Raw genomic sequence first — 23,167 nt, 5'->3', positions numbered from 1 at the left:
GGCCGCCAGCCTGCGGGGCGTCAGCCTGCGGGCCGGCTGTCTCAGGGGCGGTCACAGGCCCACCACGCCGGCCTGGGCGCGCAGGTCGGCGACGATGCCCGGCAGTTCGGTCAGGAAACGCTCGACGTCCGCCTCGGTGGTGTCCCGGTGCAGGCTGACCCGGATGTTGCCGTGCGTCAGCACCCCCATCGCCGCCAGCACGTGTGACGGCTGCAGCGTCGACGACGTGCACGAGGACCCGGACGACACCGCGAACCCGCGCCGGTCCAGCGCGTGCAGCAGCGCCTCGCCGTCCGCGTACAGGCAGGAGAAGGTGACCAGATGGGGGAGCCGGTCGGCCGGGTCGCCGACCACCTCCACGTCCGGCACCTCGGCGGCCACCCGGGCCCGGATCCGGTCCACCAGCGGCGCGAGCCGGGCCGCCTCGGCCGCCGCGTCGGCTGCCGCCGCGCGCAGGCTCGCCGCTGCCGCCACCACCGCCGGCAGGTTCAACGACCCCGGGGTACGCCCCGACTCGCGGTCGTCGGCCGGCCACGGCGACTCCCAGCGGGTGCCCTTGCGGACCACCAGCAGCCCCACGCCCGCCGGCCCACCCCACTTGTGCGCGCTGGCGGTCAGCACCGACCAGCCGCCGGGCAGCGGCAGCCGGCCGACCACCTGGGCGGCGTCCACGGCCAGCGGTACCCCGGCGGCGGCGCATGCGGCGGCGGCCTCGGCCACCGGCTGGACGGTGCCCACCTCGTGGCTGGCGGCGATCAGGGCGGCCCAGGCCACTCCGGGGGCGCGTACCGCGTCCGACCAGGCGGCCAGGTCGACCCGTCCCAGCCGGTCCACCGGCACGGACACCGCCGACCCGCCGGCGGCGACGTGCCGCTCGGCGGCGTGCAGCACCGCCGAGTGTTCGATCGCCGAGTGCACCAGGGTCGCCCCGGCCCGACGTCGCCCGGCCAGCCCGCCCAGCACCGCCGCGTGCGCCGCGGTGGTGCCGTTCGCGGTGAAGGAGAGCTCGTCGGGGCGTACCCCGAGGGTTTCGGCGGCGGCGGCGCGCGCCGCGTCGAGGAGCTGGCGGGCCCGGCGGGCCTGGCTGTAGAGCCGCCCGGGGTCGGCCCAGCCGTCCGCCAGGGCGGCCGACAGCGCCTGCCGCGCGACCGGGTGCAGCGGTGCGGCGGTGGCCGCGTCCAGGTAGACCGGGGGAGCGCTCACGGGTGCCAACGTAGCGCGCGGACCGGCGCTGACATCCCCCTACCGTGGTGGACACGTGACCCCAGGGCGGTCCGGTCCGTCATGGTCGAGTAATCTGCGACCGTCGGTGACGCCTTTGCCGCCGGTGCTGTCACTCCGCCCGGCCGGGCGGTCACCGACCAGACACCGCGGCGCGCTAGGGAGGCAGGACCAGGTGGTCGCAAGGAGTTCGGAGGTACGGTCGACGGCCGTACGGCACAGTGCTTCCCCAGGAGCCGGTGGGCGCCGGGGTCGGAGTGCCGGTCGGCTCGCCGGGCTCGGTCTCGGTGCAGCGGCGACGCTGGTCCTGCTGACGGGGTGTGACGTCGGTGCGGCGTTCGGCGGGTTCGGTTGGCCGGAGGGCGGCATCTCGGCCGAGTCCCGGCGGATGTACGACCTGTGGATCGCGTCCTGCATCGCGGCGCTCGCGGTCGGGGTCTTCGTCTGGGGCCTGATCTTCTGGTGCATCGTGCGGTACCGCAAGCGCGGTAACGAGCTGCCCGTGCAGACCCGGTTCAACATGCCGATGGAGTTCCTCTACACCATCGCGCCGATCCTGGTCGTCTCCGTGCTGTTCTACTACACCGCGATCGTGCAGACCGACGTCGAGCGGCGGACGCCGAACCCGGACGTGGTGGTCGAGGTCGTCGCGTTCAAGTGGAACTGGCAGTTCAACTACCGGGACGGGCTCGGCAAGGACGCCAACACCGTCGCCTCGGTGCTCGGCACCAGCGAGGTCATCCCGGTGCTGGTGCTGCCGACCGGCCGGTCGATCCGGTTCGAGGAGACCAGCAAGGACGTCATCCACTCGTTCTGGGTGCCGGAGCTGCTCTTCAAGCGGGACGTCATGCCCGGCAACGTGCGCAACGAGTTCGAGGTCTCCGAGTTGGTGGCCGAGGGCGCGTACGTCGGCCGCTGCGCCGAGCTGTGCGGCAGCTACCACGCCTTCATGAACTTCGAGCTGCGGGTCGTGTCGCCGCAGGAGTACGACCAGTTCCTCGCCGCCAAGCGGGACGGCCGGTCGACCCAGGAGGCGCTCGAGGCGATCGGTGAGGAGCCGTACGCGACGACCACCCGGCCGTTCGACACCCGGCGGACCGGGAGCAACTTCAACAACGCGTCCGACGCGTCGGCCGGCGCGGGACGCTGAGGAGGCGGGCATGCGTACCGAGTGGAAGATCTTCTCCGTCATCGCGGCGTTCCTGCTCTTCGCCACCGGCCTGTACGGCTTCTGGACGCACGGCGACACCGGTCGGGTCGAGTGGGTCGGCACGGTGGCCCTGCTGCTGTCGTTCCTGCTCTGCGCCATGTGCGGCGGCTTCTTCTGGTTCGTCGCCCGCCGGATCGACCTGCGGCCGGAGGACCGGGCCGACGGTGAGATCGCCGACGGCGCGGGCGAGATCGGCTTCTTCAGCCCGGGCAGCTACTGGCCGTTCGGTCTGGCGCTGGCCGCCGCGACCGCCGGGATGGGCCTGGTGCTCTGGCAGTTCTGGCTGCTGGGCCTCGGCCTGGTGGCGGTCACCCTGGCCGCCTCGGGGCTGCTCTTCGAGTACTACACCGGCACCCGGCGCACCGCCGAGCACTGAGCATCCTCGGCATCGTCGAGCATTGAGCACCCTGCGCATCGTCGAGCACTGAGCCCCCGGCGCACCGCCGATTACTGAGCGGGTGCTGGAGGACGGCCCGGCCGCACCGGCGGGCCTCGGACGACCACGGCGAAGGCCGCCTCCCTCTTCGGGAGGCGGCCTTCGGTGTATGCAGGGTCAGGCGGCCCGGCGGTGCGCCGGGCGTCGGGCCGCCCGCCGCCGGTCGGCCAGCCGGATCGGCCGGAAGGTGAAGGTGGCGATCACCAGGGCCGACCCGCACCCGGTGCAGGCCAGCTCGGGGCAGTCGGCCCCGTGGCCGTCGACACACGGCGGGACCTCGAACGGCTGGACGCCCTGGCAGCTCTCGCAGTACAGCTCGCGCTCCGACACGGGCGTCTCCTTTCCTCAGGGGGCTGCCGGGACCGGCGGTGACGACTGCGCCGGGCGCGTTCCGCAGGCATCGGCAGCGGCGGAAAACTACTCGGGGCGTAGTTTGGCACGCCGGTACGACAACCCCGCCCGGGGCCGGACCCGGCCGGCGGCCGGCAGGTCAGGGCGCCGACGACGGGTCAGGGAGCGGACGGAGGGCCAGGGCACCGGCGGACGGGGCCGGGGCTCAGACCGAGCGGGCCACCTCGACCCAGCGGTCCAGGGCCTTGGCCGCCGCACCGGAGTCGATGGACTCGGCGGCCCGGTCCAGGCCGGCGCGGACCGCGGTACCGAGGTCGCCGTCGAGCGGGCCCTGGGTGGCGAGCGCGGCGGCGGCGTTGACGAGCACCGCGTCGCGTACCGGCCCGCGCTCACCGGCCAGCAGCCGACGGGCCACGTCGGCGTTGTACGGGGCGTCAGCGCCCCGTAGGTCGGCGAGGGTGGCCCGGGGTACCCCGAGGTCGGTCGAGTCCAGCAGCGTCTCCCTGACAGTGCCGGACTGGGCCACCCAGAAGCGGGTCGGTGCGGCGGTGCTGAACTCGTCCAGCCCGTCCTCGCCCCGCATCACCAGGACCGAGTCGCCCCGGGCGGCGAAGACCGCGGCCATCACCGGCGCCATCCGCAGGTCGAAGCAGCCGACCGCGCCGGCCCGGGGGCGGGCCGGGTTGCTCAGCGGGCCGAGGAAGTTGAAGAACGTGGGTACGCCGATCTCCCGGCGGACCGGGCCGGCGTGCCGCATGCCCGGGTGGAACCGCCCGGCGAAGCAGAACCCGATGCCGGCCTCGGCCACGCACCGGGCCACCTGGTCCGGGTCGAGATCCAGCGGTACGCCGAGGAACTCGAGCAGGTCGGCCGTGCCGCACGAGGAGGAGGCGGCCCGGTTGCCGTGCTTGACCACCCGGACCCCCGCCCCGGCCACCACCAGGGCCGCCATGGTCGAGATGTTGACCGTGTGGGCGAGGTCACCGCCGGTGCCGACCACGTCCAGCGCGGTGGCCCTGGTCTGCTCGGGCAGCGTGACCGGGACCGCGCTGCCGAGCATCGCCTCGACCAGGCCGGCCAGCTCGGTGGGCGTCTCGCCCTTGGCCCGCAGCCCGACGGCGAAGGTGGCGATCTGGACCGGGGTGGCCGCGCCCGCCATGATCTCGCCCATCGCCCACGCGGTGTCGGCGGTGGGGAGTTCCTCGCCGCGCAGCAGCGCGGCGAGCAGGTGCGGCCAGGTCCGATCGCCCATGGTGGGCCCTCCCGAGCAGACGTGGGATGCGGGTGGGGCCCGGGGTCGACGGTGACGGGCCGGGCCGGACGATCACGGAAACCCGGGCGGGCCCGGACCGCGTCGGGGGGAGTCGGTCAGCCGACCCGGTCGACGGCCTGCCGGCGCAGCAGCTCGGCGATGGTACGGCCGGTGGTCACCGGGTCGAGCGGGTGCACCAGGGTCGCGTCGACCTCGGCGTACGCGGCCAGCCAACGGTCGGCGGCCCGGGCGATCACCACGCAGGTCGGGGGAGCGTCCGCCCGGTCGTCCTTGATCTGCCGGGCGATGCCGATGCCCCCGGCCGGGGTCGCCTCGCCGTCGAGCAGCATCAGGTGGATCTCGTAGTCGTCGACCAGCCGGATGCACTCGGCGTAGCTGGCCGCCTCGACGAACTCGACGTGCAGGTCGGCGGCGGGACGGGTGCCCACGGCCAGCCGCATCCGGTCGCGCACCTGCGGGTCGTCGCTGTAGAGCAGGACGGTGTAAAGACGATCGCTCATCGCTGGCTTTGCTCCCACCTCGTAGCTGCCGCCGATCGTACCGGTCGGTCCGGGCCGGCCGACGTCCCGCCCGGCGCGGCCGGTGCCGCCGTGCCGTTCGCGCGCCGTCAGGCGGGGGCGCCGGCGGCGCTCTCCCGGGCCTGCTGGGCCTCCTGCCGGTCCAGGTCGCGGTCGACCCGCCGGGCCTCCCGCTCGGACTGCCGGACCCACTGCACCACCAGGACGGCCAGCATGGTGATGCTGACGAACTCCCCGCCGGCCCAGAGGATGCCCCCGGCGACGACCTGGTCGTCCCAGGGGTCGGACCAGGACAGGTCGAGCGACGGGTACCAGTCGCCGCCGAACAGGGTGGTGCTCTGCATGACGGTCAGGCCGAGCACGGTGTGGAACGGCACGGAGAGCACCATCAGCAGCGCCCGGGCCGGGTACGGCCAGCGCCCGGGGAGCGGGTCCAGGCCGAGTAGCGGCCAGAAGAACACGCAGCCGGTCATGATGAAGTGGGCGTGCATCAGCTCGTGCGCCCAGACGTGCTCGAGGGTGTACCGGTAGAGGTCGGTGAAGTAGAGCACGAACGGGTTGACCACGAAGATCGTGAAGGCGACCAGCGGGAAGGTCCAGATCCGCACGATCCGGCTGTGCACGACGGCCAGCAGCCGCCGCCGGGGCTCCTTCGGCAGGGTACGCAGCGCCAGGGTGACCGGGGCGCCGAGCGCCAGGAAGATCGGCGCGACCATGGAGAGCACCATGTGCTGGACCATGTGCACCGACAGCAGGGCGGTGTCGTAGGCGTGGACGCCGCTGAGCGTGACCGAGGCGATGCCACCCAGCCCGGGACCGAGGAAGAACACCGTCCGGGCGATCGGCCAGCGGTCCCCGCGTACCCGCAGCCGGTGCACCCCGTACAGGTAGAGTCCGGCGGCCAGCACCAGGCCGACGGCCAGCCAGGAGTCCAACTGGATCTCGGTGAAGACCCGGGTGATCTCGAACGGCGGCGGCGCCTCGGCGGCGAGCGGTCGCCCCGCTCCGGCCGCGGTGGCGGTTGTCAAGATCGGATCGACGTGCAGCACGCTTTTCAGGCTAGGCCAGGCGAACCGGACGCCCTCCGTCGGGCCACCTGAACGACGGGTATGCCACCCCGCTGCTCGCGGTGCCTGATCGGCAGCAATAATGAGCCCGTGACTGCGGCCCCAGCCATTGATAAGAGCCGGATCCATTCCCTGACGCGCCCCAACATGGTCAGCGTCGGGACGATCGTCTGGCTCTCCAGCGAACTCATGTTCTTCGCGGCCCTGTTCGCGATGTACTTCTCCATCCGCGCGGCGGCGCCGGAGCAGTGGGCGGAGCACACCGAGGCACTCAACATCCCGTACGCGACCACCTTCACGGTGATCCTGGTGATGTCCTCGGTGACCTGCCAGCTCGGGGTGTTCGCCGCCGAGAAGGGTGACGTGCACGCGCTGCGGCGCTGGTTCACCATCACCTTCGTGATGGGCCTGATCTTCGTTCTCGGTCAGCTCAACGAGTACCGCGAGCTGGTCCACGAGGGCATCAAGATCAACTCGGACGGGTACGGGTCGATGTTCTACCTGACCACCGGGTTCCACGGCCTGCACGTGACCGGTGGTCTGATCGCCTTCGTCATCTTCATGATCCGCACCACCATGGGCCGGTTCACGCCCGCCCAGGCCACGTCGGCCATCGTCGTGTCCTACTACTGGCACTTCGTCGACGTGGTGTGGATCGGGCTCTACGCCATGATCTACTGGCTCCAGTGATCTTGGCGCCGCGGCGCCGCACCGTCCCGAGACACAAGGTCCAACCGGTTAAGGACACAGGTCATGACTTCTGACAACGACCGCCGACGCGGCCTGCTCGCGCGGCTGCGCCGCCAGCGGTCCGTGGTGCCCAGCAGGGGCCGCCGCCGGCTGGGTGCCGCGGTCCGGCTGATCGCCGCGCTCATGCTGGCCGGCGGTGCCTACGCCGTCTTCGCCCCGGGCGCGCAGGCGCAGGACAACCCGCCGCTCACCGGAGCCGCCGCCGAGGGCAAGGCGCTGTTCGACGTGAGCTGCGTGAGCTGCCACGGTCGGAACGCGCAGGGGGTCGAGGGGCGCGGGCCGAGCCTCATCGGCGTCGGCGCGGCGTCGGTCGAGTTCCAGGTCAGCTCCGGTCGGATGCCGATGGCCCGGCAGGAGGCGCAGGCCGAGCGGAAGACCCCGGTCTTCACCGACGAGCAGACCCGTCAGCTCGCCCAGTACATCCAGGAACTCGGCGGTGGCCCGCAGGTCCCCGAGGGTGACCTGCGCGCGGACGCCAACGTCTCCACCGGCGGCGAGCTGTTCCGCATCAACTGCTCGCAGTGCCACGCCTTCGGCGGTGGCGGTGGCGCCCTCTCCTCCGGCAAGTACGCGCCGAGCCTCGCGCCCGCCAGCGACCGGCAGATCTACGCCGCGATGCTCAGCGGCCCGCAGAACATGCCGGTGTTCGGCGACAACCAGATCACTCCGGAGCAGAAGGCGGACATCATCGCCTACATCCAGGAGACCCTGAAGACCGACCAGGACCCGGGCGGGTTCAACCTGGGGCGGTACGGCCCCTCGACCGAGGGCCTGGCCATCTTCCTGGTCGGCATCGTCGCGCTCGTCTTCGCTGCCCTGTGGATTGCGGGCAAGTCGTGACCGAGCGAATCATTCGATTCAGCGCCGTGGTGCCCGCGCTCGGCACCGCCCGTAGCGAGGTGACGGCATGAGCACGCACACCGAGAACCCGGCCCGGGAGCCCCTCGACTTCGACGACCCCGAGCTGACCCGGTTCGACATCGTCCGCGAGGGTCTGCGCCGGGACGACATCGAGATCGTCCACTACGAGCCGCAGTTCGTCCCCGGCAGCAAGGCCGAGCGGCGGACCACCCGGCTGGTGGCCTCGTTCTTCCTGCTGACCGGCCTCGCCGCGACCGCCTTCCTGGTCGTCTACATCTGGTGGCCCTGGGAGTACAAGCCGGGCAGCAGCGGCTACAACTACTACACTCCGCTGCTCGGCCTGACGCTCGGCGTGGCCCTGCTCGGCATCGGTTTCGGCATCCTCACCTGGGGCAAGAAGTTGCTGCCCAAGGAGGTCGCCATCCAGGACCGGCACGAGGGCGAGGTGGACGCCGAGGGCCGCCGGATCACCGGCCAGACCATGCTGTACGTCGCCGACGAGCTGGGCGTGAAGCGTCGTCCGCTGCTCGGCATCTCGCTGCTGGCCGGGCTGGCCCCGGTCGGCGCGGTGGCCGCCGCGCCGCTGGTCGGTGGTCTGCTCAAGCAGCCGCACGAGAACAACCAGATGTTCACCACCGGCTTCAAGCCGGGCGAGAACGGCGAGAAGATCCGGCTGGTCCGCGAGGACGGTCGTCCGGTCCGCCCGGCCGACGTCAGCGCCGGTGGTCAGATCACCGTCTTCCCCGGTATCGAGAACGGCGTCAGCAACAAGCACGCCGACTCGGTGACGCTGCTGATCCACCTGCGGGAGTCCGACGCGGTGGCGGCCCGCGAGGCCAACGACCGGGTCGGGCACGGCGACTACATGTGGGGCAACTACGCCGCCTACTCGAAGATCTGCACCCACGCGGGTTGCCCGGCCAGCCTGTACGAGCAGCAGACCAACCGGCTGCTCTGCCCCTGCCACCAGTCGCAGTTCCTGATCACCGACAACGCCCGGCCCATCTTCGGTCCGGCCAGCCGGCGTCTGCCGCAGCTGCCGATCGAGGTGGACGCCGAGGGCTTCTTCGTGGCAAAGTCCGACTACACCGAGACCGTCGGGCCCGACTTCTGGGAGCGGCCATGAAGCGCCGTAAGTTTGACGTAGCAGCAGTCCCCGGCAAGGCCGCCGCCGGGGTGGACGACCGGTTCGCCGTGTCGACCCCGCTGCGCCGGGTGCTCAACAAGGTCTTCCCCGACCACTGGTCCTTCCTGCTGGGCGAGATCGCGCTGTTCTCGTTCATCGTCCTGCTGTTGACCGGTGTCTTCCTGACCTTCTTCTTCGAGCCCACGATGACCGAGGTCATCTACAACGGCAGCTACGCCCCGCTGCGGGGCACCCCGATGTCCGCCGCGTACGCCTCCAGCCTGGACATCTCGTTCGACGTCCGTGGTGGCCTGATCATGCGGCAGATGCACCACTGGTCGGCCCTGATGTTCATGGCCGCCATCGTGGTGCACATGATGCGGGTGTTCTTCACCGGCGCGTTCCGCAAGCCGCGCGAGACCAACTGGATCATCGGTTCGCTGCTGTTCTGGATCGGCTTCCTGGCCGGCTTCACCGGCTACTCGCTCCCGGACGACGGCCTCTCCGGCACCGGCCTGCGGATCGCCTCGGCGATCATGCTCTCCATCCCGGTGATCGGCTCGTGGGTCACCTCGTCGATCTTCGGCGGCGAGTTCCCGGGCGAGATCATCATCAGCCGGTTCTACATCGCCCACGTGCTGCTCATCCCGGGTCTCCTGCTGGCGCTGATCGGGGCCCACGTCGGCCTGGTCTTCAAGCAGAAGCACACCCAGTGGCCCGGCCCCGGCCGGACCAACGACAACGTGGTCGGCGAGCGGATGTTCCCGCGCTACGTGCTCAAGCAGGGCGGCTTCTTCATGGTCGTCTTCGGCGTCATCGCGCTGATGGGCGGTCTGTTCCAGATCAACCCGATCTGGCTGTTCGGCCCGTACGAGGCGTGGGTGGTGTCGGCGGCCAGCCAGCCCGACTTCTACGTCATGATGCTCGACGGTTCGACCCGACTCATGCCGGCCTGGGAGGTCACCATCCCGATCGGCGACGGGTACGTCATACCGCCGCTGTTCTGGCCGACCGTGGTGCTACCGGGCTTCCTGACCGTGCTACCGATGCTGTATCCGTTCATCGAGGCACGGCAGCGGAAGGACTACCGGGCGCACAACCTGCTCCAGCGTCCCCGGGACGTTCCGCACCGGACCGCCCTCGGCGCGATGGCCATCGCCTTCTGGCTGGTCCTGACGCTCTCCGGCGCGAACGACGTGATCGCGGACAAGTTCCAGATCAGCCTGAACGCGATGACCTGGGCCGGCCGGATCGGTCTGCTGATCCTGCCGCCGCTGGCCTACTACGTCACGCACCGGATCTGCCTCGGGCTCCAGCAGCACGACCGCGAGGTCCTGGCGCACGGCGTGGAGACCGGCATCATCCGGCGGCTGCCGGACGGCCGGTTCGTCGAGGTGCACCAGCCGCTCAGCGCCGGTGACGGCCACGACGGCCACGGTGAGCTGGAGTACGTCGGCTGGGTGGTGCCCAAGAAGATGAACCGGCTCGGCGCGCTCGGCCCGGCCATCAAGGGCTTCTTCTACCCGATCGAGAAGCCGGTCGAGGCCCCGGTCTCGCCGGGACACCCCCCGGTCGAGCCCCGACCGGAGCGTGAGGAGATCGGCAGCGGCCCCAGCCGGCACTGATCACCCGACTGACACACCGCACGTGACGCCCGCCGGAATCCGGCGGGCGTCACGTCGTTTCCGGCCCCTGTTGGGTACGCGGACCCCGACCTTGGCCGTTCCCGGGCCGACCTGGCCGGTCCCGACCCTGTCGCGGCCGTTTCCGGCCCGGCCGTAGCCGGCCGTCGGTGCCGGGTCGGTGGCTCCGTCACCCGACCCTCGGCGCGGCGGCACCGGCGGGGGGTTAAACCCGGCCAGTGGGGTATCCGTGCGGTCCAACGACCACGGGGAGGGAAACATGAGGGGTATGAAACGGCTCGGGGTGCTGGTCGCCCTGACGCTGGCCGGGCTGGCCCCCGCCGCCGCCGCGCAGGCGGCGCAGCCGTCGACCCAGGACCGCCAGTACCTGCAGGCGATCCACCAGGTGAACCTGGCCGAGATCGTCACCGGCAAGCTGGCCCAGCAGAAGGGGCAGAACGAGCAGGTCAAGCAGCTCGGTGGGCAGTTCGTCACCGACCACACGCAGCTCGACCAGCAGGTGCAGCAGATCGCGAAGCAGCTGAACGTCAACCTGCCGGGTGAGCCCACCGCCGACCAGCAGGCGGTGGTGAACCAGCTCAACAACGTCAGTGGCGCCCAGTTCGACAAGCAGTGGGTGACCGCCGAACTGGCCGGCCACGTCCAGGCCATCCAGGCCACCCAGACCGAGATCTCGCAGGGCTCCGAGCAGTCCGTGGTACAGCTCGCCCAGGACGCCCTGCCGGTCCTCCAGATGCACTACGACTCGCTGGTGGCCCTGGCGGAGGAGCTGGGCGTCCCGGTCCCGCAGGCCAGCGCCAGCGGTACGGCCAGCCCGGGGGCCAGCGGTACGCCCGCTCCGGCCCCGTCGGTGAGCCGGCCCGCGTCGCCGCCCACCTCGGGTGGCCCGGCGAGCACGCCGGCCCCGAGCCGCAGCGCTCCGGGGCAGGGCGGGGTCACGCCGGCCCCCACGGGTAGCTGACGACCGAACCCGGTGCGCCGGTCCACCACGGGGTGGACCGGCGCACGGGTGTGTCCGGCGGTGGCCCCACGGCCGTCGGGCGCTGGGGGAAGCGGGGCGTCGGCGGTCAGTCGGCGTTGGCGAGGCCGATCGCGAACGCCTCCTCCAGGTCGTGCTGCGAGTACGCCCGGAAGGCGATGTGCGACTCGGTGTTGATCACCCCGGGCACCTTGGAGATGCTGCCGGCGATCACCTGGGCGATCTGCTCGAACTCCCGGACCCGGACCATGGCGATCAGATCCACGTGACCGGCTACCGAGTAGACCTCGCTGACCCCGGGCAGAGCGGCCAACGCCTCGGCCACCTCGGGAATCGAGTCGGTGGCGCAGTCGATCAGCACGATGGCGGTGATCACGGGAGAGTTCTCCGTTCGTCGACGTCGAGCCCATGCTAGTGGGTCGGTCGGTCCCGGTGCGGCCAGGCGCTGCCGGCCAGGCCGGCACGAGCCGGGCGGAGAGCGGTGGGTGCCCGCGCTGCGGGTCAGGCAGGGACGGTGAGGTCTACGCCGGCCCGGATCGCGTCGCGGAGGAACTCGTCCCGGCGTACCGTCGCGCCCGGCCAGACCACCGCGCGGATGGCCGTGCCGGCCACCGTCGCGCCCGCCCCGACCACCGCCTGCCGGCACTGGCCGGTCACCGTGGCACCCGGATCGAGCAGGCACCCGCCCCCGGCGGCGTGCAGGTTCGCCGCGAGGTAGTCGCCGGGGGTACCGGTGTCGTAGAAGGTGCCGGTGAACGGCACCACCTCCAGCGCCCCGGCCGCCTCCGCCGGCCGCCAGACCGCGCGTACCAGGTCACCGAAGGTCGGCGGCAGGTCACGGACCAGTCGCCAGGGCAGCAGCGAGAAGCCGACGAACCGGTGGCCGTCGAAGGTGCCCGGCTCGGCCGGGTCCGGCGCGGGCTGGCCGAGCAGGCGTACCGTCTCCCCGTCCCAACCGTCGAGCAGAGCGGCGACGTCCGGGCCGGGCGCGGCGTCCGGATGGGCCAGGTAGGCGTCGGCGTTGCCGACCAGTACGCCCCGGCCGGCGATCCAGTCCCGCAGGTTGCCGATCCCGCCGGCGGTACCCAGCGGGTCACCCGGCTCGACCGAGAGGTGCGCCCGGGAGCCGACGTGCCGGACCACCTGGTCACCCAGGTAGCAGGCGTTCACCGCGACCTGGCCGGGGCCGGTCAGGCCGAGCCCGGCGACCCGCTCCAGGGCCAGGTCCAGCAGCGGGACGTTGCCCACCGGGCAGAGCGCCTTGGGCAGCCGTTCGGTCAGCGGGCGCAGCCGGGTGCCCTCCCCGGCGGCGAGCACCACCGCGCAGACCTGCACCGCGTCGCTCACGCGTCCGTCCCGGTGGCGAGCGGGCCGATGCCGTAGTAGGCGAGCAGCCGGGCGGTGGCCCGGCTCAGCCGGGGCAGGTCGTCCAGCCGGTGCCAGGCGGCCTCGAAGACCTCTGCGCCGTCGACCACCAGCTCGGCCTGTGCCGCCGGCACGTCCGCCTCGAAGACCACGTCCACCCAGCCCTTGGCGTGCACCACGGCGTTCGGCACGGCCGGGCGCAACCGGTCGGGGGAGAGCCGGAGGCCGGACTCCTCGGCCAGCTCACGGGCCGCGCCCACCACCGGGTCCTCACCGCGCTTCAGCAGACCGGCGGGGAGGCTCCAGCTGTGGCCGGGGGGCTGGCGCAGCAGCAGCAGCCGGCCGGGTGGGGCCGCCTCGCTGTCCCGGACCAGGGTCACCGCGCCGACGATGTACTTCGGGACGGTCAGCCGGACCAGCCGTCGGCGCATCGACACCGGCAGGCGGTAGAAGGTCCGGTAGACGACGGCCCGAGCGGTGGCGCGGGAACGGGGGATCATGCCCTCAGGCTAGTGGCCGGGGCGTACCGGTCGGGCCACCGGGTGCGGGAAACCGTCACTGCCGGTGGTCGACCAGGTCGATGAGCTGGGTGACCACGGTGTCCGGTTCGAGGGCCCGGTCGAAGACGGCCACCAGCATGGTCTCCAGGTCGGGGTAGCCGAGCTCCTCGGACAGCCGCAGCAGCGGCAGGTCGCTGGCCAGGCCCCGGTCGTGCTTGCGCAGCGCCAAGCCGATGGTGGCCCGGCCCAGCCGGACCTTGTCGGCGATCGAGATGCCCGGCTCGGTGTGGTCGGCGAACCACCGGTTGATCTGCATCTGGGCGTGCGGCGACTTGACGAAGTCCAGCCATTCCCGGCGGGGCCCCCGGGGCACGCCGAGCGGGTCGAGGCCGTTGTCGGTGTCGGTCTCGGTGAAGATCTCCACCACGTCGCCCTCGTCGAGCTGCGAGGACAGCGGCGCCAGCCGGCCGTTGATCTTGGCGGCGAGGCACCGGTCGCCCCGCTCGGTGCCCAGCTCGTACGCCAGGTCGACCGGGGTGGCCCCGGCGGGCAGCAGGACCTGCCGGCCCTCGGCGAACACCTGGATCTGCGCCTCGGACAGGTCGCAGCGCAGCGACCGGAGGAACTGGTTCGGGTCGGGGGCGTCCTGCTCCCAGTCCAGCACCCGGCGCAGCCAGTCGAGTTGCTGGGCGCGGGCCGAGCCTTCCGGGCGGGGGAAGCGGAAGTCGGCGGCGACGCCGTACTCGGCGCTGCGGTGCATCTCCTGGGTGCGGATCAGCACCTCGACGGTACGGTCCTGCGGGCCGATCACGGTGGTGTGCAGCGAGCGGTAGAGGTTGTTCTTCGGGGAGGCAATGAAGTCCTTGAACCGGCCCGGCACCGGCCGCCACAGCCCGTGCACCGCGCCGAGGGCGGCGTAACAGTCGGTGGCCGGACCGTCCACCACGATCGCGATCCGGGGCAGGTCGAACGGCATGGCGTGGTTGCCGGCGACGGTGTCCTTCCAGATCGAGTAGAGGTGCCGGGGCCGGGGGTCCACGGTCGCGTCCACCCGGCTGCGGCGCAGCGCCACCCGGGTCCGGGCGGTGACCTCCCGCAGGTACGCGTCCCAGCCCGGCCGGTCGTGCACGAACCGCTGGATGCGGGTGTACTCCTCCGGCTGGAGGTGCAGCAGCACCACGTCGTCCAGCTCGCGTTTGAGGGCCTGGATGCCGAGCCGGTCGCAGAGCGGCACCAGCACGTCGAGGGTCTTGGTGGCGATCCGGTTGCGGGAGGCCGCCGAGCGGACGCCGAGGGTCCGCATGTTGTGCAGCCGGTCGGCCAGCTTGATGATCAGGACCCGGACGTCCTTGCCCGCCGCGATGATCATCTTCCGGATGGTCTCCGCCTCGGCGGCCTTGCCGTAGAACGCCTTGTCGAACTTGGTCACCCCGTCGACCAGGTGGGCCACCTCGTGGCCGAAGTCCCCGGCCAGCGCCTGGAGGGTGTAGCGGGTGTCCTCCACCGTGTCGTGCAGCAGCGCGGCGACCAGGGTGGTGGTGTCCATGCCCAGGTCCGCGCAGATCTGCGCGACCGCGAACGGGTGGGTGATGTACGGCTCACCGCTCTTGCGGAACTGGCCGCGGTGCATGTTCTCCGCGATGGAGTACGCCTTGCGCAGCACCGCCGCGTCGGCGCTCGGATGGATGCCCCGGTGGGCGCGGACCAGCTGGGTGACCGGGTCGTTGTCGGCGGCCGGCCAGGACAGCAGCGACCGCAGGCGGCGGGCCAGCGGCAGGTCGCCGGCCGGTGTGGGAAGGGCGCCCCCCAGGGCGGCGCCGTGTCCGGCGTCGACGTCCACCTGGGACACCTCCTCACCCTGGCTCCACGGTCACCTTCTCCGATAACCGGGAGCAGGCCCACGAAACGGGCAGGACTGCACTTCTCTAACAGCCTATGTGAGGTCCCGTCATCCGTTTGGTCAGTTGCTCATGAGCGTTCGGTCGATAGTTGGGCCGACACCGCGTCTTCCGCTTTCGCCAGCAGGCTCCGGAACCGGGCCGCGCCGCCGACCGGAGAGGACCAACCGGACGACATCTCGACCAGCCGGGTCTCCGGTCGCTCCAACCAGGACAGGATCCGTTCGGTCTCCTCGGCGGTGGCCGCCGGGACCGGCCCGTGCCCGGGTGAGACCGTCTCGGCGGTGGCCCGGATCAGCTGCAACGTCGGTCGAGGGTGGACCCTCGGTGGGGAGACCCCGGCTCCGGCGAGCCGGCCGTGCCGCACCAGCGCCAGCTCCCAGCCGCCACCGGCGGCCGGCCGGGCGGCGGCCAGCTCGGCGATCCGGGTCAGCCCGGCCAGTCGTTGCATCCGTACCGTGGCCCGCAGCACCGCCGCCAGCCGGGACCGGACCACCGCCGCCTCCTCGTACCGCTGGTCGGCGGCGAGCGCGTCGATCCGGGCCAGCAGCGCGTCCACCACCGGCTGCGGATCGCTCACGGTGGCGGTGCGGAACGGCAGCGCCGCGCGGTGGTCGTACTCCTCGGGGGTGATCCGGTGTTCGCAGGGCGCCGGGCAGCGACCCAGCTCGGCCAGCGCGCAGGCCGGCGTCACCACCCGCAGCGACAGGCGGTGCGTGCACTGGCGCAGCGGCAGCGCGTCGTGGAACGCCGCCGCCGCCAGCTCCGCCGCCCGCCGCGACCCGAACGGCCCCAGGTACGCGTCGTCGGCCGGCCCGACCTCCCGGACCACCGACAGCCGCGGGTACGGCCCGCCGGTGAGCTTCAGCCAGACCACCCGCTCGGGGAACTTCGACCGCCGGTTGTACGGCGGGGCGTGCGCCGCGATCAACCGCAGCTCCCGTACCTCCGCCTCCAGGGAGTGGGCGCACTCGACCGCCTCCACCCGCTCGGCGGCGGCCAGCATCTCGGAGATCCGGGCCCGCTTCTCGGCGGCGGTGAAGTAGCTGCGGACCCGGGTCGCGATGTCCCCGGAGGTGCCGACGTAGAGCGGCCGGTCGTCGGCGGCCCGGAAGATGTACACCCCGGGCGCCTTCGGCAGCCCCTCGGCGAGGTACCGCTTGCGACGCTGGGTGGGGGAGACCGCCCGGGCGAACTCGATCGCGTCGCCCAGGGTGTGCACCCGGTGCCCGCCCAGCCGGCCGATCAACCCGTGCAGCACGTCGACGGTGGCCCGGGCGTCGTCCAGCGCCCGGTGGGTGGGCCGGGTGGCGGTCCGGAAGTACGCGGCGAGGGTGCCGAGCTTGCGGTTGGGCACCTCGTCGGCGGTGAGCACCCGGCGGGCCAGCGCCGCCGTGTCCAGCACCCGCGGGTTTGGCCAGCGGTAGCCGTGCTTCGCGCAGGCGGCCTTGAGGAAACCCACGTCGTACGGGGCGTTGTGGGCCACCAGCACCGCGTCGGTGATGAACTCCAGGAAACTCGGCAGCACCTGCTCGATCGGCGGCGCCGGCAGCAGCATCGCCTCGGTGATGCCGGTCAGCACGGTGATGAACGGCGGGACCGGCTGACCGGGGTTGACCAGGGTGCCCAGCACGCCCAGCTCCTCGCCACCGCGTACCTTGACCGCGCCGATCTCGGTGATCCCGCCGCCGTCCGGCGCGCCGCCGGTGGTCTCCAGGTCGACCACCACGAAGGTGACCGCGTGCAGCGGGAGCGCCGGGTCCACGCCCGAGCCGACCGGCCCCAGCCCGGCCAGCGTCTCCTGCACGTACTCCGCTGCGGTCACGGGCGGCACGCTAGTTGCCGGGTGCGACACTCCGGCACTCCCGTATCAACCGTCCCAGCCGTTACCACGGGCTTAGGATGAGAGATCGGCTCACTCACCGGGCGGTGGGCCCGGTCCCGGTGGGAGACTTGCCACATGCCCCTCACCGCGCCGTCCGACGACCCCCTCCCCGACCAGGGGGCGGTCGACGCTGGGCTCGGTGCCGGTCCGGAGGCGACGGTCCCTCCGGACGCGACGACCGGTCGGGAGGCGACCACCGTCCCGGAGACGGTCAGCGTTCCGGAGGCGACGACCGTCCCGGAGGCGAGCACCGCTCCGGAGGCGGCGACCGGCCCGGAGGCGACCACCGGCCCGGAGGTGCCTCCCGCTGCGGCGGCGACCGGCGGGACGGAGGCGCTGGAGCCCGAGCCGGTGCTGCCCGAACCGGTCCGGCAGCGGATCGTGGCGCTCACCGCCGCCGTGCTGCCCGGCCTCCCCGGCGACGAGGTGCCGGTGCCGCTGCGCCGGGTCGCCAAGTTCGCCCCCAACCGGCGGGCCCGGCTCGGCGCGCCGGCCATCGCCACGCAGCTGACCGCCGACCCGCTGTTCCGGCAGCGGGTCACCGCCCGGGTGCTGGCCGACGCCGGTGACCTGGGCACCGCGGTGGTCGAGGGCACCGCGCCGGCCGCCGCCGACCCGGTCGAGGTGGCCGCGTTGGCGTACCTCGTCCGGCCCACCGGTTGGCGGAGCCTGATCGAGGCCAGCGGCGCGGCGGTACGCGCCGAGGCGGACAGCGCGGTCGTCGCCGAGCTGGTCCGGGAGGCCGAGCAGCGGGCCACCCGGGCCGAACACGACCGGGCGGTGGCCCGGGTGGAGGCCGAGAAACTCCGCGACGAGCTGGCCCGGGTCCGCGACGAGTTGGGGCAGCTCCGCGAGGAGCACCGGGTGCTCGCCCGGACGCTGCGGGAGACCCAGGCCCGGGAACGCCGCGCCAACGAGCTGCTCGCCACCGAACGGGGCCGGGCCACCCGGGCCGCCGCCGACCTGGACGCCGAGCTGCGTCGGGCCCGGGCCCGGCTGGCCGAGGCGGAAGCCGCCGCCGGAGTGGCCCGGGCCAGCGCGAAGGAGGCCCGGTCGGTCGACGACGCCCGGCTGTGGCTGCTGCTGGAGACGATCGGCCAGGCGGCCGTCGGGCTCCGCCGCGAGCTGGCCCTGGACCCGGTGGACCGGCTGCCCGCCGACTTCGTCGCCGACACCTTCGCCGACCAGCCGACCACGGCCCCGGCCGGTCCGGCCGCCCGGGCCCGGGACACCGACGATCCGGCCCGGTTGGACCAGCTGCTCGCGCTGCCCCGCGCGCACCTGGTGGTGGACGGCTACAACGTGACCAAGCGCGGCTTCGGTGACATGTCCCTGGAGCAGCAGCGCAAGCGCCTGATCACCGGTCTCGGCGGGATCGCCGCACAGACCGGCGACGAGGTCACCGTGGTCTTCGACGGCGCGGAACGGATGCACGGGCTGCCGCCGGCCCCGCGCGGGGTCCGGGTGCTCTTCTCCCGCAAGGGGGAGACCGCCGACGAGCTGATCCGCCGCCTGGTCCGGGCCGAACCGCCGGGCCGGCCGGTGGTGGTGATCTCCTCCGACCGTGAGGTCGCGGACGGGGTACGCCGGCACGGCGCGTACCCGCTCGGCGCGGACTCGCTGCTGCGGCGGCTCGCCCGGTCCTGAGCACGCCGGGTGGGGCCGGATCCTCCCCGGACGGGCGAATCTGTCGTACCCCTGACCTACCGTCGTGATGACCGACGGTGCCGGGTTCGCTGCGGGCTGGTGATCCGGGGCCGCGCCGCATCGCTTCGGGAGGAAGCCGTGCTCATCGACTGCAGCAGTTGCCGGATCAGGGGTGAGGGTTGTGCCGACTGCCTGGTCACCGTGCTGCTCGACACTCCGGCGCAGGTGGCCGGGCTGGGCGGTGCCGAGCAGCACGCGATCGAGGTCCTCACCCGGGCCGGGTTCGAGGTGGAGGTGCTCGCCCCGACCCGGCCCACCCGCCGCCGCGACACCCGCCGCCGGGCCGCCTGACGTGGGGGCTGTCCGCCTGACCGTGCGGCTGTCGGGCCTGACGGGAGGGCTGTCGGTCTGGCGTGCGGCGGGTCAGCGGCGCCGGACGACGATGTCGCCGTACGACGTACGCGCGGTGAGGTGGACCGCCTGGCCGGGCTGCTCGGGCTGGTCGCACGCCTCCAGTTGGTTGTCCACGGTGCCGTGCCCGGTGTGCAGGTCGAGCAGGGCCGGGACGCCGGTGGACACGCCGACGTCGATTCCGCCGCGCGCGGTCCTGACCGACACCGTGCTGCGGGCCACCTGACCGATCCGTACGTCGCCGTTGCTGGTGGTGGCGGTGACCGCGCCCGCTGCCCGGTCCACCGTGATGTCGCCGTTGGCCGAGGTGACCCGTACCTCGCCGTCGACCGCGCCCAACCGGCTGTCGCCGTTGGAGTTCTTCACCACCGCGTCACCGGTGACGTCCCCCAGGCGTACGTCGCCGGACCCGGTGCTGATCCGGGCGTCCCCGGCGACCCGCTCCACCAGGACGTCACCGGCGGCGGTGTGCAGGTCGAGGTCGGCCGACGTGTCCAGCTGGATGTCGCCGGCGCCGGAGCGCAGCCGGCAACTGCCGAACACGCCGGTGCCGTGGAACGTGGCCGCCGAGCCGGTGGCCGTCAGCGCCGCGCCGGACGGCAGGGCGATCACCACGTCGACCGAGCCGCTCTTGTTGAACAGGCCCAGTCCACGCGACCGGGGTGCGCGGACCAGCAGGTGGCCGTCGGCGTACTCGACGCGGGTCTGCTCGGCGGCACGGACGTCGGCCTCGGCGGCGGTGTTGCTCGGCCGGACCTCGACGACGGTGTCGGTGCGCTCGGTCGCGGTGAGCCGGGCGTGGCCGACGACCAGGTCGACGGTGACGGTGAGCGGGCTGGGAGTGTCGAACGTGGGCACGGTGGTACCTCCTGACGGGTGGATGACGATCAGCGGACGGCGTGGGCGGACCGCCCCGGGTGGGAACGGACGGGACCGGGTGGGCCGCGGGCGGACGGTGGTCAGCGGGCCCAGCCGGTGTAGCGCTGTCCGCCCGGCGGGGCGGCCCGCCGGCTTTCCGGACGGGTGGTGCCGCCGACGGCCGCGGTGGTGGTCCGCACCAACCAGGCGTTGACCGACACCCCCTCCCGGCCGGCGGCCTGCTCGATCCGGCTCTTCAGCTGCTCGGGGAGGCGGAAGTTGATCCGGGCGGTCGAACCCTCCTCGGCGTCGGGCGGGGGGACGCTCGGTCCGTCGGGGGGCAGTGGAGCGGTGGCGGGTGGCGTCACCACGAACTCGGGTTCGCGTCCGCGTAGCCGCAGCTCGACCGCGCCGGGGGTCAGCTCCCGGCTGATCTCCTCGGCGGCCACGGCGAGGGCGTCCAGCAGCGCCAGGCGGAACGCCGACTCCAGCGGCCCGGTCAACCGTTCGGCCAGGGCCCGCGTCTCGTCGCCGCCGAGTTCGGCGGCCGAGAGCAGGTCGTCCCGGAGCTGCTGCACGTACGACGTGAGGTTCATGGTGCCATGATGGCATCACTATGGTGCCATGAACAACCCTTGGTGGTGTCACGTACGCGCCACTGTGGCGTGCCGTCCGGTGCCGGTCACCCCGGCAATAGGATGGGCGCGCACGGCGAGGGGAGTGAGGGCATGATCCGGGTACGGCACCGCGTGGTGGTCGGGTGAGCCCGCGCGGCTGGGCGGCGCTCACCCTCGCCGTCCTGGTCGTCGCCGGGTTGGTCACGCTCGTCCTGCTGGTGCCGTGGCACCGCCCGCCCGCCCCCCGCGCCGACCAGCTCGCCGCCCTCCGGGACCTGCCACCCGAGCAGGTCGCCCGGGCCCGGGAGTTCCGCGGCGCGCTGCGCCCCGGTAGCTGGAGCGCCCTGCTGCTCGGCCTGCTGGTGGCGCTGCTGCTCGGCCTCACCCCGCTGGGCGCGCGCCTGGTCGAGCTGGCCGGTCGCCCCTTCGGCGGGCACTGGATCGCCCAGGCCCTGCTCGGCGGGCTGGCCGTGGTCCTCGTCGCCGAGCTGGTCACCCTCCCGTTCGCCGTCTGGCGGCGGACCGTCCTCACCCGTTACGGGCTGCGCACCGACACCTGGAGCGACTGGACCCTCGACCTGGTCAAGTCGTACGCGCTCAGCGCGATCGTCGGCGCGGTCGCCCTGCTCGGCTTCTACACCGTGCTGCGGCTCGCCCCGCGCTGGTGGTGGGCGTTCGGCGCGGCCGGCGCGGCCGGGCTGGTGGTGCTGCTCTCGTTCGTGCTGCCGGTGCTGGTCGAGCCGGTCTTCAACCGGTTCACCCCGCTGGCGGACGGGCCGCTGCGGACCGAGGTGATGGAGCTGGCCGCCCGCGACGGCGTACCGGTGCGGGACGTGCTGGTCGCCGACGCCTCCCGGCGGACCCGCGCGGTCAACGCCTACGTCTCCGGGTTCGGCCCCACCCGCCGGGTGGTCGTCTACGACACCCTGCTGCACGAGGCGACGCCGGCCGAGGTGACCAGCGTGGTCGCCCACGAGCTGTCCCACGCCAAACACCACGACGTGCTGGTCGGCACGGTCACCGGGGCGCTGGGCGCGGCGGCGGCCGTGGTCGGCCTCTACCTGGTCGGCTCGTGGCCGCCGCTGCTGCGCCTGGCCGGCGTCGAGTCGATCCGGGAACCCACCGCGTTCCCGCTGCTGCTGGCGTTGGTCACCCTGGTCGGCCTGGTGGCCACGCCGGCCCAGGCGGCCGTGTCGCGGCTGGTCGAGGCACGGGCCGACGCGCACGCGCTGGCGCTCACCGGTGACCCGGCGACCTTCGAGGCCATGCAGCGTCGGCTCGCCACCGCCAACCTCGCCGACCCCGACCCGCCCCGCTGGGAGTACCTCTACTCGGCGACCCATCCGTCCATGGTGGAACGCGTCGCCGCCGCCCGCGCACACGCCAGGAAGGCCCCCCGATGAGCCGCACCCTGCTGATCACGAACGACTTCCCGCCCCGCCCCGGCGGCATCCAGTCGTTCGTGCACAACCTGGCGGTCCGCCAGCCCACCGGCTCCGTGGTGGTCTACGCGTCGAGCTGGCGCGACGACGCCAAGTTCGACGCCGACCAGCCGTTCGAGGTGGTCCGGGAACGGACCAGGGTGCTGCTGCCGACCCCGCTGGTGGCCCGCCGGGCCGCCGCGCTGGCCCGCCGGTACGACTGTGACACGGTCTGGTTCGGCGCGGCGGCCCCGCTCGGGTTGCTCGCCGCCGGGCTGCGCCGCCGGGCCGGGATCCGGCGGGTGGTGGCCCTGACCCACGGGCACGAGGTCGGCTGGGCCGCGCTGCCCGCCGCCCGGACCGCGCTGCGCCGCATCGGCCGGGGCGCCGACGTGGTCACCTACCTCGGCGACTACACCCGGGTACGCCTGGAGAGGGCGCTGCACGGGCTGACCGAGCTGCGCCGGCTCGCCCCCGGCGTGGACGTCGACGCGTACCACCCGGACGTGGACGGCACGGCGGTCCGGGCCCGGTGGGGGCTGACCGACCGCCCGGTGGTGGTCTGCGTGTCCCGGCTGGTGCCCCGCAAGGGGCAGGACGCGCTGATCCGGGCCCTGCCGGCGATCCGCCGTCGGGTGCCGGACGCGGCCCTGCTGGTCGTCGGCGGTGGACCGTACCGGGGCACCCTGGAGAAGCTGGCCCGGCAGACCGGGGTGGCGCGGGACGTGGTCTTCACCGGCACCGTCCCCGCCGCCGAGCTGCCCGCCCACTACGCCGCCGGTGACGTCTACGCGATGCCGTGCCGTACCCGTAACCGTGGGCTGGACGTGGAGGGGCTCGGCATCGTCTACCTGGAGGCGTCCGCGACCGGGCTGCCCGTGGTGGCCGGGGACTCCGGCGGCGCGCCCGACGCCGTCCGGGAGGGCGAGACCGGGCACGTGGTGTCCGGGCGGGACCTGGCGCAGCTGGCCGACCGGGTGGGCACCCTGCTCGCCGAGCCGGCGCTGGCCCGCCGGCTCGGCGCGGCGGGTCGGGCCTGGGTGGAGCGGGAGTGGCGCTGGGAGACCCAGGCCCAGCGGATGGCGGCCCTGCTCGACGGAGTGTGAAGCCGGCGGCCCCGCGTGCAGCCG

23 protein-coding genes are annotated in these 23,167 nt (G+C 73.2%); 11 read left to right on the top strand and 12 right to left on the bottom strand.

Going from position 1 to position 23,167, the window contains the following annotated elements; translation table 11 throughout:
* Positions 1–51 precede the first annotated feature (51 nt).
* Complete coding sequence (locus PVK37_RS29025) at positions 52–1,203, bottom strand: cysteine desulfurase family protein (RefSeq protein ID WP_275030998.1); 1,152 nt, start codon at positions 1,201–1,203, stop codon at positions 52–54.
* Between the two features lie 193 nt (positions 1,204–1,396).
* Between PVK37_RS29025 and ctaC the strand changes: the two genes are divergently transcribed.
* Complete coding sequence (gene ctaC, locus PVK37_RS29020) at positions 1,397–2,371, top strand: aa3-type cytochrome oxidase subunit II (RefSeq protein ID WP_275030997.1); 975 nt, start codon at positions 1,397–1,399, stop codon at positions 2,369–2,371.
* A 10-nt stretch (positions 2,372–2,381) separates the two neighbouring features.
* Positions 2,382–2,807, top strand: a complete 426-nt coding sequence (locus PVK37_RS29015) for a cytochrome c oxidase subunit 4 (RefSeq protein ID WP_275030996.1) — start codon at positions 2,382–2,384, stop codon at positions 2,805–2,807.
* Between the two features lie 177 nt (positions 2,808–2,984).
* On the opposite strand, the gene PVK37_RS29010 is transcribed toward PVK37_RS29015, so the two are convergent.
* From PVK37_RS29010 to PVK37_RS28995, 4 genes are all read right to left on the bottom strand, one after another.
* On the bottom strand, positions 2,985–3,197 hold the full coding sequence (locus PVK37_RS29010; protein WP_275030995.1) for a hypothetical protein: 213 nt from the start codon (positions 3,195–3,197) through the stop codon (positions 2,985–2,987).
* 226 nt (positions 3,198–3,423) lie between these two features.
* Positions 3,424–4,470, bottom strand: coding sequence for an anthranilate phosphoribosyltransferase (gene trpD, locus PVK37_RS29005; RefSeq protein WP_275030994.1), 1,047 nt, complete (start codon positions 4,468–4,470; stop codon positions 3,424–3,426).
* Between the two features lie 116 nt (positions 4,471–4,586).
* Entirely contained in the window at positions 4,587–4,991 is a 405-nt protein-coding gene (locus tag PVK37_RS29000; protein WP_275030993.1) for a hypothetical protein, read from the bottom strand.
* 107 nt (positions 4,992–5,098) lie between these two features.
* Positions 5,099–6,058 carry a cytochrome c oxidase assembly protein gene (locus tag PVK37_RS28995; protein WP_275030992.1) on the bottom strand — a complete coding sequence of 320 codons (960 nt, stop codon included), beginning with the start codon at positions 6,056–6,058 and terminating at the stop codon, positions 5,099–5,101.
* A gap of 108 nt (positions 6,059–6,166) precedes the next feature.
* Here PVK37_RS28995 and ctaE point away from each other — a divergent pair, with 108 nt between their 5' ends.
* From ctaE to PVK37_RS28970, 5 genes are all read left to right on the top strand, one after another.
* The gene (gene ctaE, locus PVK37_RS28990; protein ID WP_275030991.1) at positions 6,167–6,766 is read left to right on the top strand and encodes an aa3-type cytochrome oxidase subunit III; all 600 of its coding nucleotides are present in this window, start codon (positions 6,167–6,169) and stop codon (positions 6,764–6,766) included.
* A 63-nt stretch (positions 6,767–6,829) separates the two neighbouring features.
* Complete coding sequence (gene qcrC / locus PVK37_RS28985; RefSeq protein ID WP_275030990.1) at positions 6,830–7,666, top strand: cytochrome bc1 complex diheme cytochrome c subunit; 837 nt, start codon at positions 6,830–6,832, stop codon at positions 7,664–7,666.
* Between the two features lie 67 nt (positions 7,667–7,733).
* Positions 7,734–8,813: a cytochrome bc1 complex Rieske iron-sulfur subunit gene (gene qcrA, locus PVK37_RS28980; protein WP_275030989.1), complete on the top strand. Its 1,080-nt coding sequence runs from the start codon at positions 7,734–7,736 to the stop codon at positions 8,811–8,813.
* On the top strand, positions 8,810–10,438 hold the full coding sequence (gene qcrB / locus PVK37_RS28975; RefSeq protein WP_275030988.1) for a cytochrome bc1 complex cytochrome b subunit: 1,629 nt from the start codon (positions 8,810–8,812) through the stop codon (positions 10,436–10,438). Before qcrA ends, qcrB begins: the two co-directional genes overlap by 4 nt.
* A 277-nt stretch (positions 10,439–10,715) precedes the next feature.
* Positions 10,716–11,417, top strand: coding sequence for a DUF4142 domain-containing protein (locus tag PVK37_RS28970; protein ID WP_275030987.1), 702 nt, complete (start codon positions 10,716–10,718; stop codon positions 11,415–11,417).
* A gap of 106 nt (positions 11,418–11,523) precedes the next feature.
* Here the strand turns inward: PVK37_RS28970 and PVK37_RS28965 are convergent, their stop codons facing one another.
* The 5 genes from PVK37_RS28965 to PVK37_RS28945 all read right to left on the bottom strand — a co-directional run bounded on the left by PVK37_RS28965 (position 11,524) and on the right by PVK37_RS28945 (position 17,023).
* A complete protein-coding gene (locus PVK37_RS28965) occupies positions 11,524–11,811 on the bottom strand; it encodes an Lrp/AsnC family transcriptional regulator (RefSeq protein WP_275030986.1) in 288 nt (95 codons plus the stop codon).
* A gap of 125 nt (positions 11,812–11,936) precedes the next feature.
* Entirely contained in the window at positions 11,937–12,782 is an 846-nt protein-coding gene (locus PVK37_RS28960; protein ID WP_275030985.1) for a nucleotidyltransferase family protein, read from the bottom strand.
* On the bottom strand, positions 12,779–13,300 hold the full coding sequence (locus PVK37_RS28955; protein WP_275030984.1) for an NUDIX hydrolase: 522 nt from the start codon (positions 13,298–13,300) through the stop codon (positions 12,779–12,781). Before PVK37_RS28955 ends, PVK37_RS28960 begins: the two co-directional genes overlap by 4 nt.
* A 55-nt stretch (positions 13,301–13,355) precedes the next feature.
* Positions 13,356–15,140, bottom strand: coding sequence for a RelA/SpoT family protein (locus tag PVK37_RS28950; protein ID WP_275035267.1), 1,785 nt, complete (start codon positions 15,138–15,140; stop codon positions 13,356–13,358).
* A 128-nt stretch (positions 15,141–15,268) separates the two neighbouring features.
* Positions 15,269–17,023 carry a DEDD exonuclease domain-containing protein gene (locus PVK37_RS28945; protein WP_275030983.1) on the bottom strand — a complete coding sequence of 585 codons (1,755 nt, stop codon included), beginning with the start codon at positions 17,021–17,023 and terminating at the stop codon, positions 15,269–15,271.
* A 135-nt stretch (positions 17,024–17,158) separates the two neighbouring features.
* Here PVK37_RS28945 and PVK37_RS28940 point away from each other — a divergent pair, with 135 nt between their 5' ends.
* Both PVK37_RS28940 and PVK37_RS28935 read left to right on the top strand, forming a co-directional pair.
* On the top strand, positions 17,159–18,730 hold the full coding sequence (locus tag PVK37_RS28940) for an NYN domain-containing protein (protein ID WP_275030982.1): 1,572 nt from the start codon (positions 17,159–17,161) through the stop codon (positions 18,728–18,730).
* A 138-nt stretch (positions 18,731–18,868) separates the two neighbouring features.
* On the top strand, positions 18,869–19,081 hold the full coding sequence (locus PVK37_RS28935; RefSeq protein WP_275030981.1) for a hypothetical protein: 213 nt from the start codon (positions 18,869–18,871) through the stop codon (positions 19,079–19,081).
* A 72-nt stretch (positions 19,082–19,153) separates the two neighbouring features.
* On the opposite strand, the gene PVK37_RS28930 is transcribed toward PVK37_RS28935, so the two are convergent.
* Positions 19,154–19,999 (bottom strand): DUF4097 family beta strand repeat-containing protein, encoded by an 846-nt coding sequence (locus PVK37_RS28930; RefSeq protein ID WP_275030980.1) that lies wholly within the window; start codon positions 19,997–19,999, stop codon positions 19,154–19,156.
* Between the two features lie 101 nt (positions 20,000–20,100).
* Entirely contained in the window at positions 20,101–20,595 is a 495-nt protein-coding gene (locus PVK37_RS28925) for a toxin-antitoxin system HicB family antitoxin (RefSeq protein ID WP_275030979.1), read from the bottom strand.
* A gap of 164 nt (positions 20,596–20,759) precedes the next feature.
* Here PVK37_RS28925 and PVK37_RS28920 point away from each other — a divergent pair, with 164 nt between their 5' ends.
* Together PVK37_RS28920 and PVK37_RS28915 are read left to right on the top strand one after the other, a co-directional pair.
* A complete protein-coding gene (locus PVK37_RS28920) occupies positions 20,760–22,019 on the top strand; it encodes a M48 family metallopeptidase (protein ID WP_275030978.1) in 1,260 nt (419 codons plus the stop codon).
* Positions 22,016–23,143 (top strand): glycosyltransferase family 4 protein, encoded by a 1,128-nt coding sequence (locus PVK37_RS28915; RefSeq protein WP_275030977.1) that lies wholly within the window; start codon positions 22,016–22,018, stop codon positions 23,141–23,143. Before PVK37_RS28920 ends, PVK37_RS28915 begins: the two co-directional genes overlap by 4 nt.
* Positions 23,144–23,167 lie beyond the last annotated feature (24 nt).

The sequence above is a fragment of the Micromonospora cathayae genome (genome assembly GCF_028993575.1).
GTDB lineage: Bacteria > Actinomycetota > Actinomycetes > Mycobacteriales > Micromonosporaceae > Micromonospora > Micromonospora cathayae.
This window is presented reverse-complemented; position numbering and strand designations above follow the sequence as displayed.

Coding starts and splice junctions, on each gene's coding strand:
- PVK37_RS29015 (WP_275030996.1), top strand. CDS start 2,382: ATGCGTACCGAGTGGAAGATCTTCTCCGTCATCGCGGCGTTCCTGCTC.
- trpD (WP_275030994.1), bottom strand. CDS start 4,470: ATGGGCGATCGGACCTGGCCGCACCTGCTCGCCGCGCTGCTGCGCGGC.
- PVK37_RS29000 (WP_275030993.1), bottom strand. CDS start 4,991: ATGAGCGATCGTCTTTACACCGTCCTGCTCTACAGCGACGACCCGCAG.
- qcrC (WP_275030990.1), top strand. CDS start 6,830: ATGACTTCTGACAACGACCGCCGACGCGGCCTGCTCGCGCGGCTGCGC.
- qcrA (WP_275030989.1), top strand. CDS start 7,734: ATGAGCACGCACACCGAGAACCCGGCCCGGGAGCCCCTCGACTTCGAC.
- qcrB (WP_275030988.1), top strand. CDS start 8,810: ATGAAGCGCCGTAAGTTTGACGTAGCAGCAGTCCCCGGCAAGGCCGCC.
- PVK37_RS28970 (WP_275030987.1), top strand. CDS start 10,716: ATGAGGGGTATGAAACGGCTCGGGGTGCTGGTCGCCCTGACGCTGGCC.
- PVK37_RS28955 (WP_275030984.1), bottom strand. CDS start 13,300: ATGATCCCCCGTTCCCGCGCCACCGCTCGGGCCGTCGTCTACCGGACC.
- PVK37_RS28940 (WP_275030982.1), top strand. CDS start 17,159: ATGCCCCTCACCGCGCCGTCCGACGACCCCCTCCCCGACCAGGGGGCG.
- PVK37_RS28925 (WP_275030979.1), bottom strand. CDS start 20,595: ATGAACCTCACGTCGTACGTGCAGCAGCTCCGGGACGACCTGCTCTCG.
- PVK37_RS28915 (WP_275030977.1), top strand. CDS start 22,016: ATGAGCCGCACCCTGCTGATCACGAACGACTTCCCGCCCCGCCCCGGC.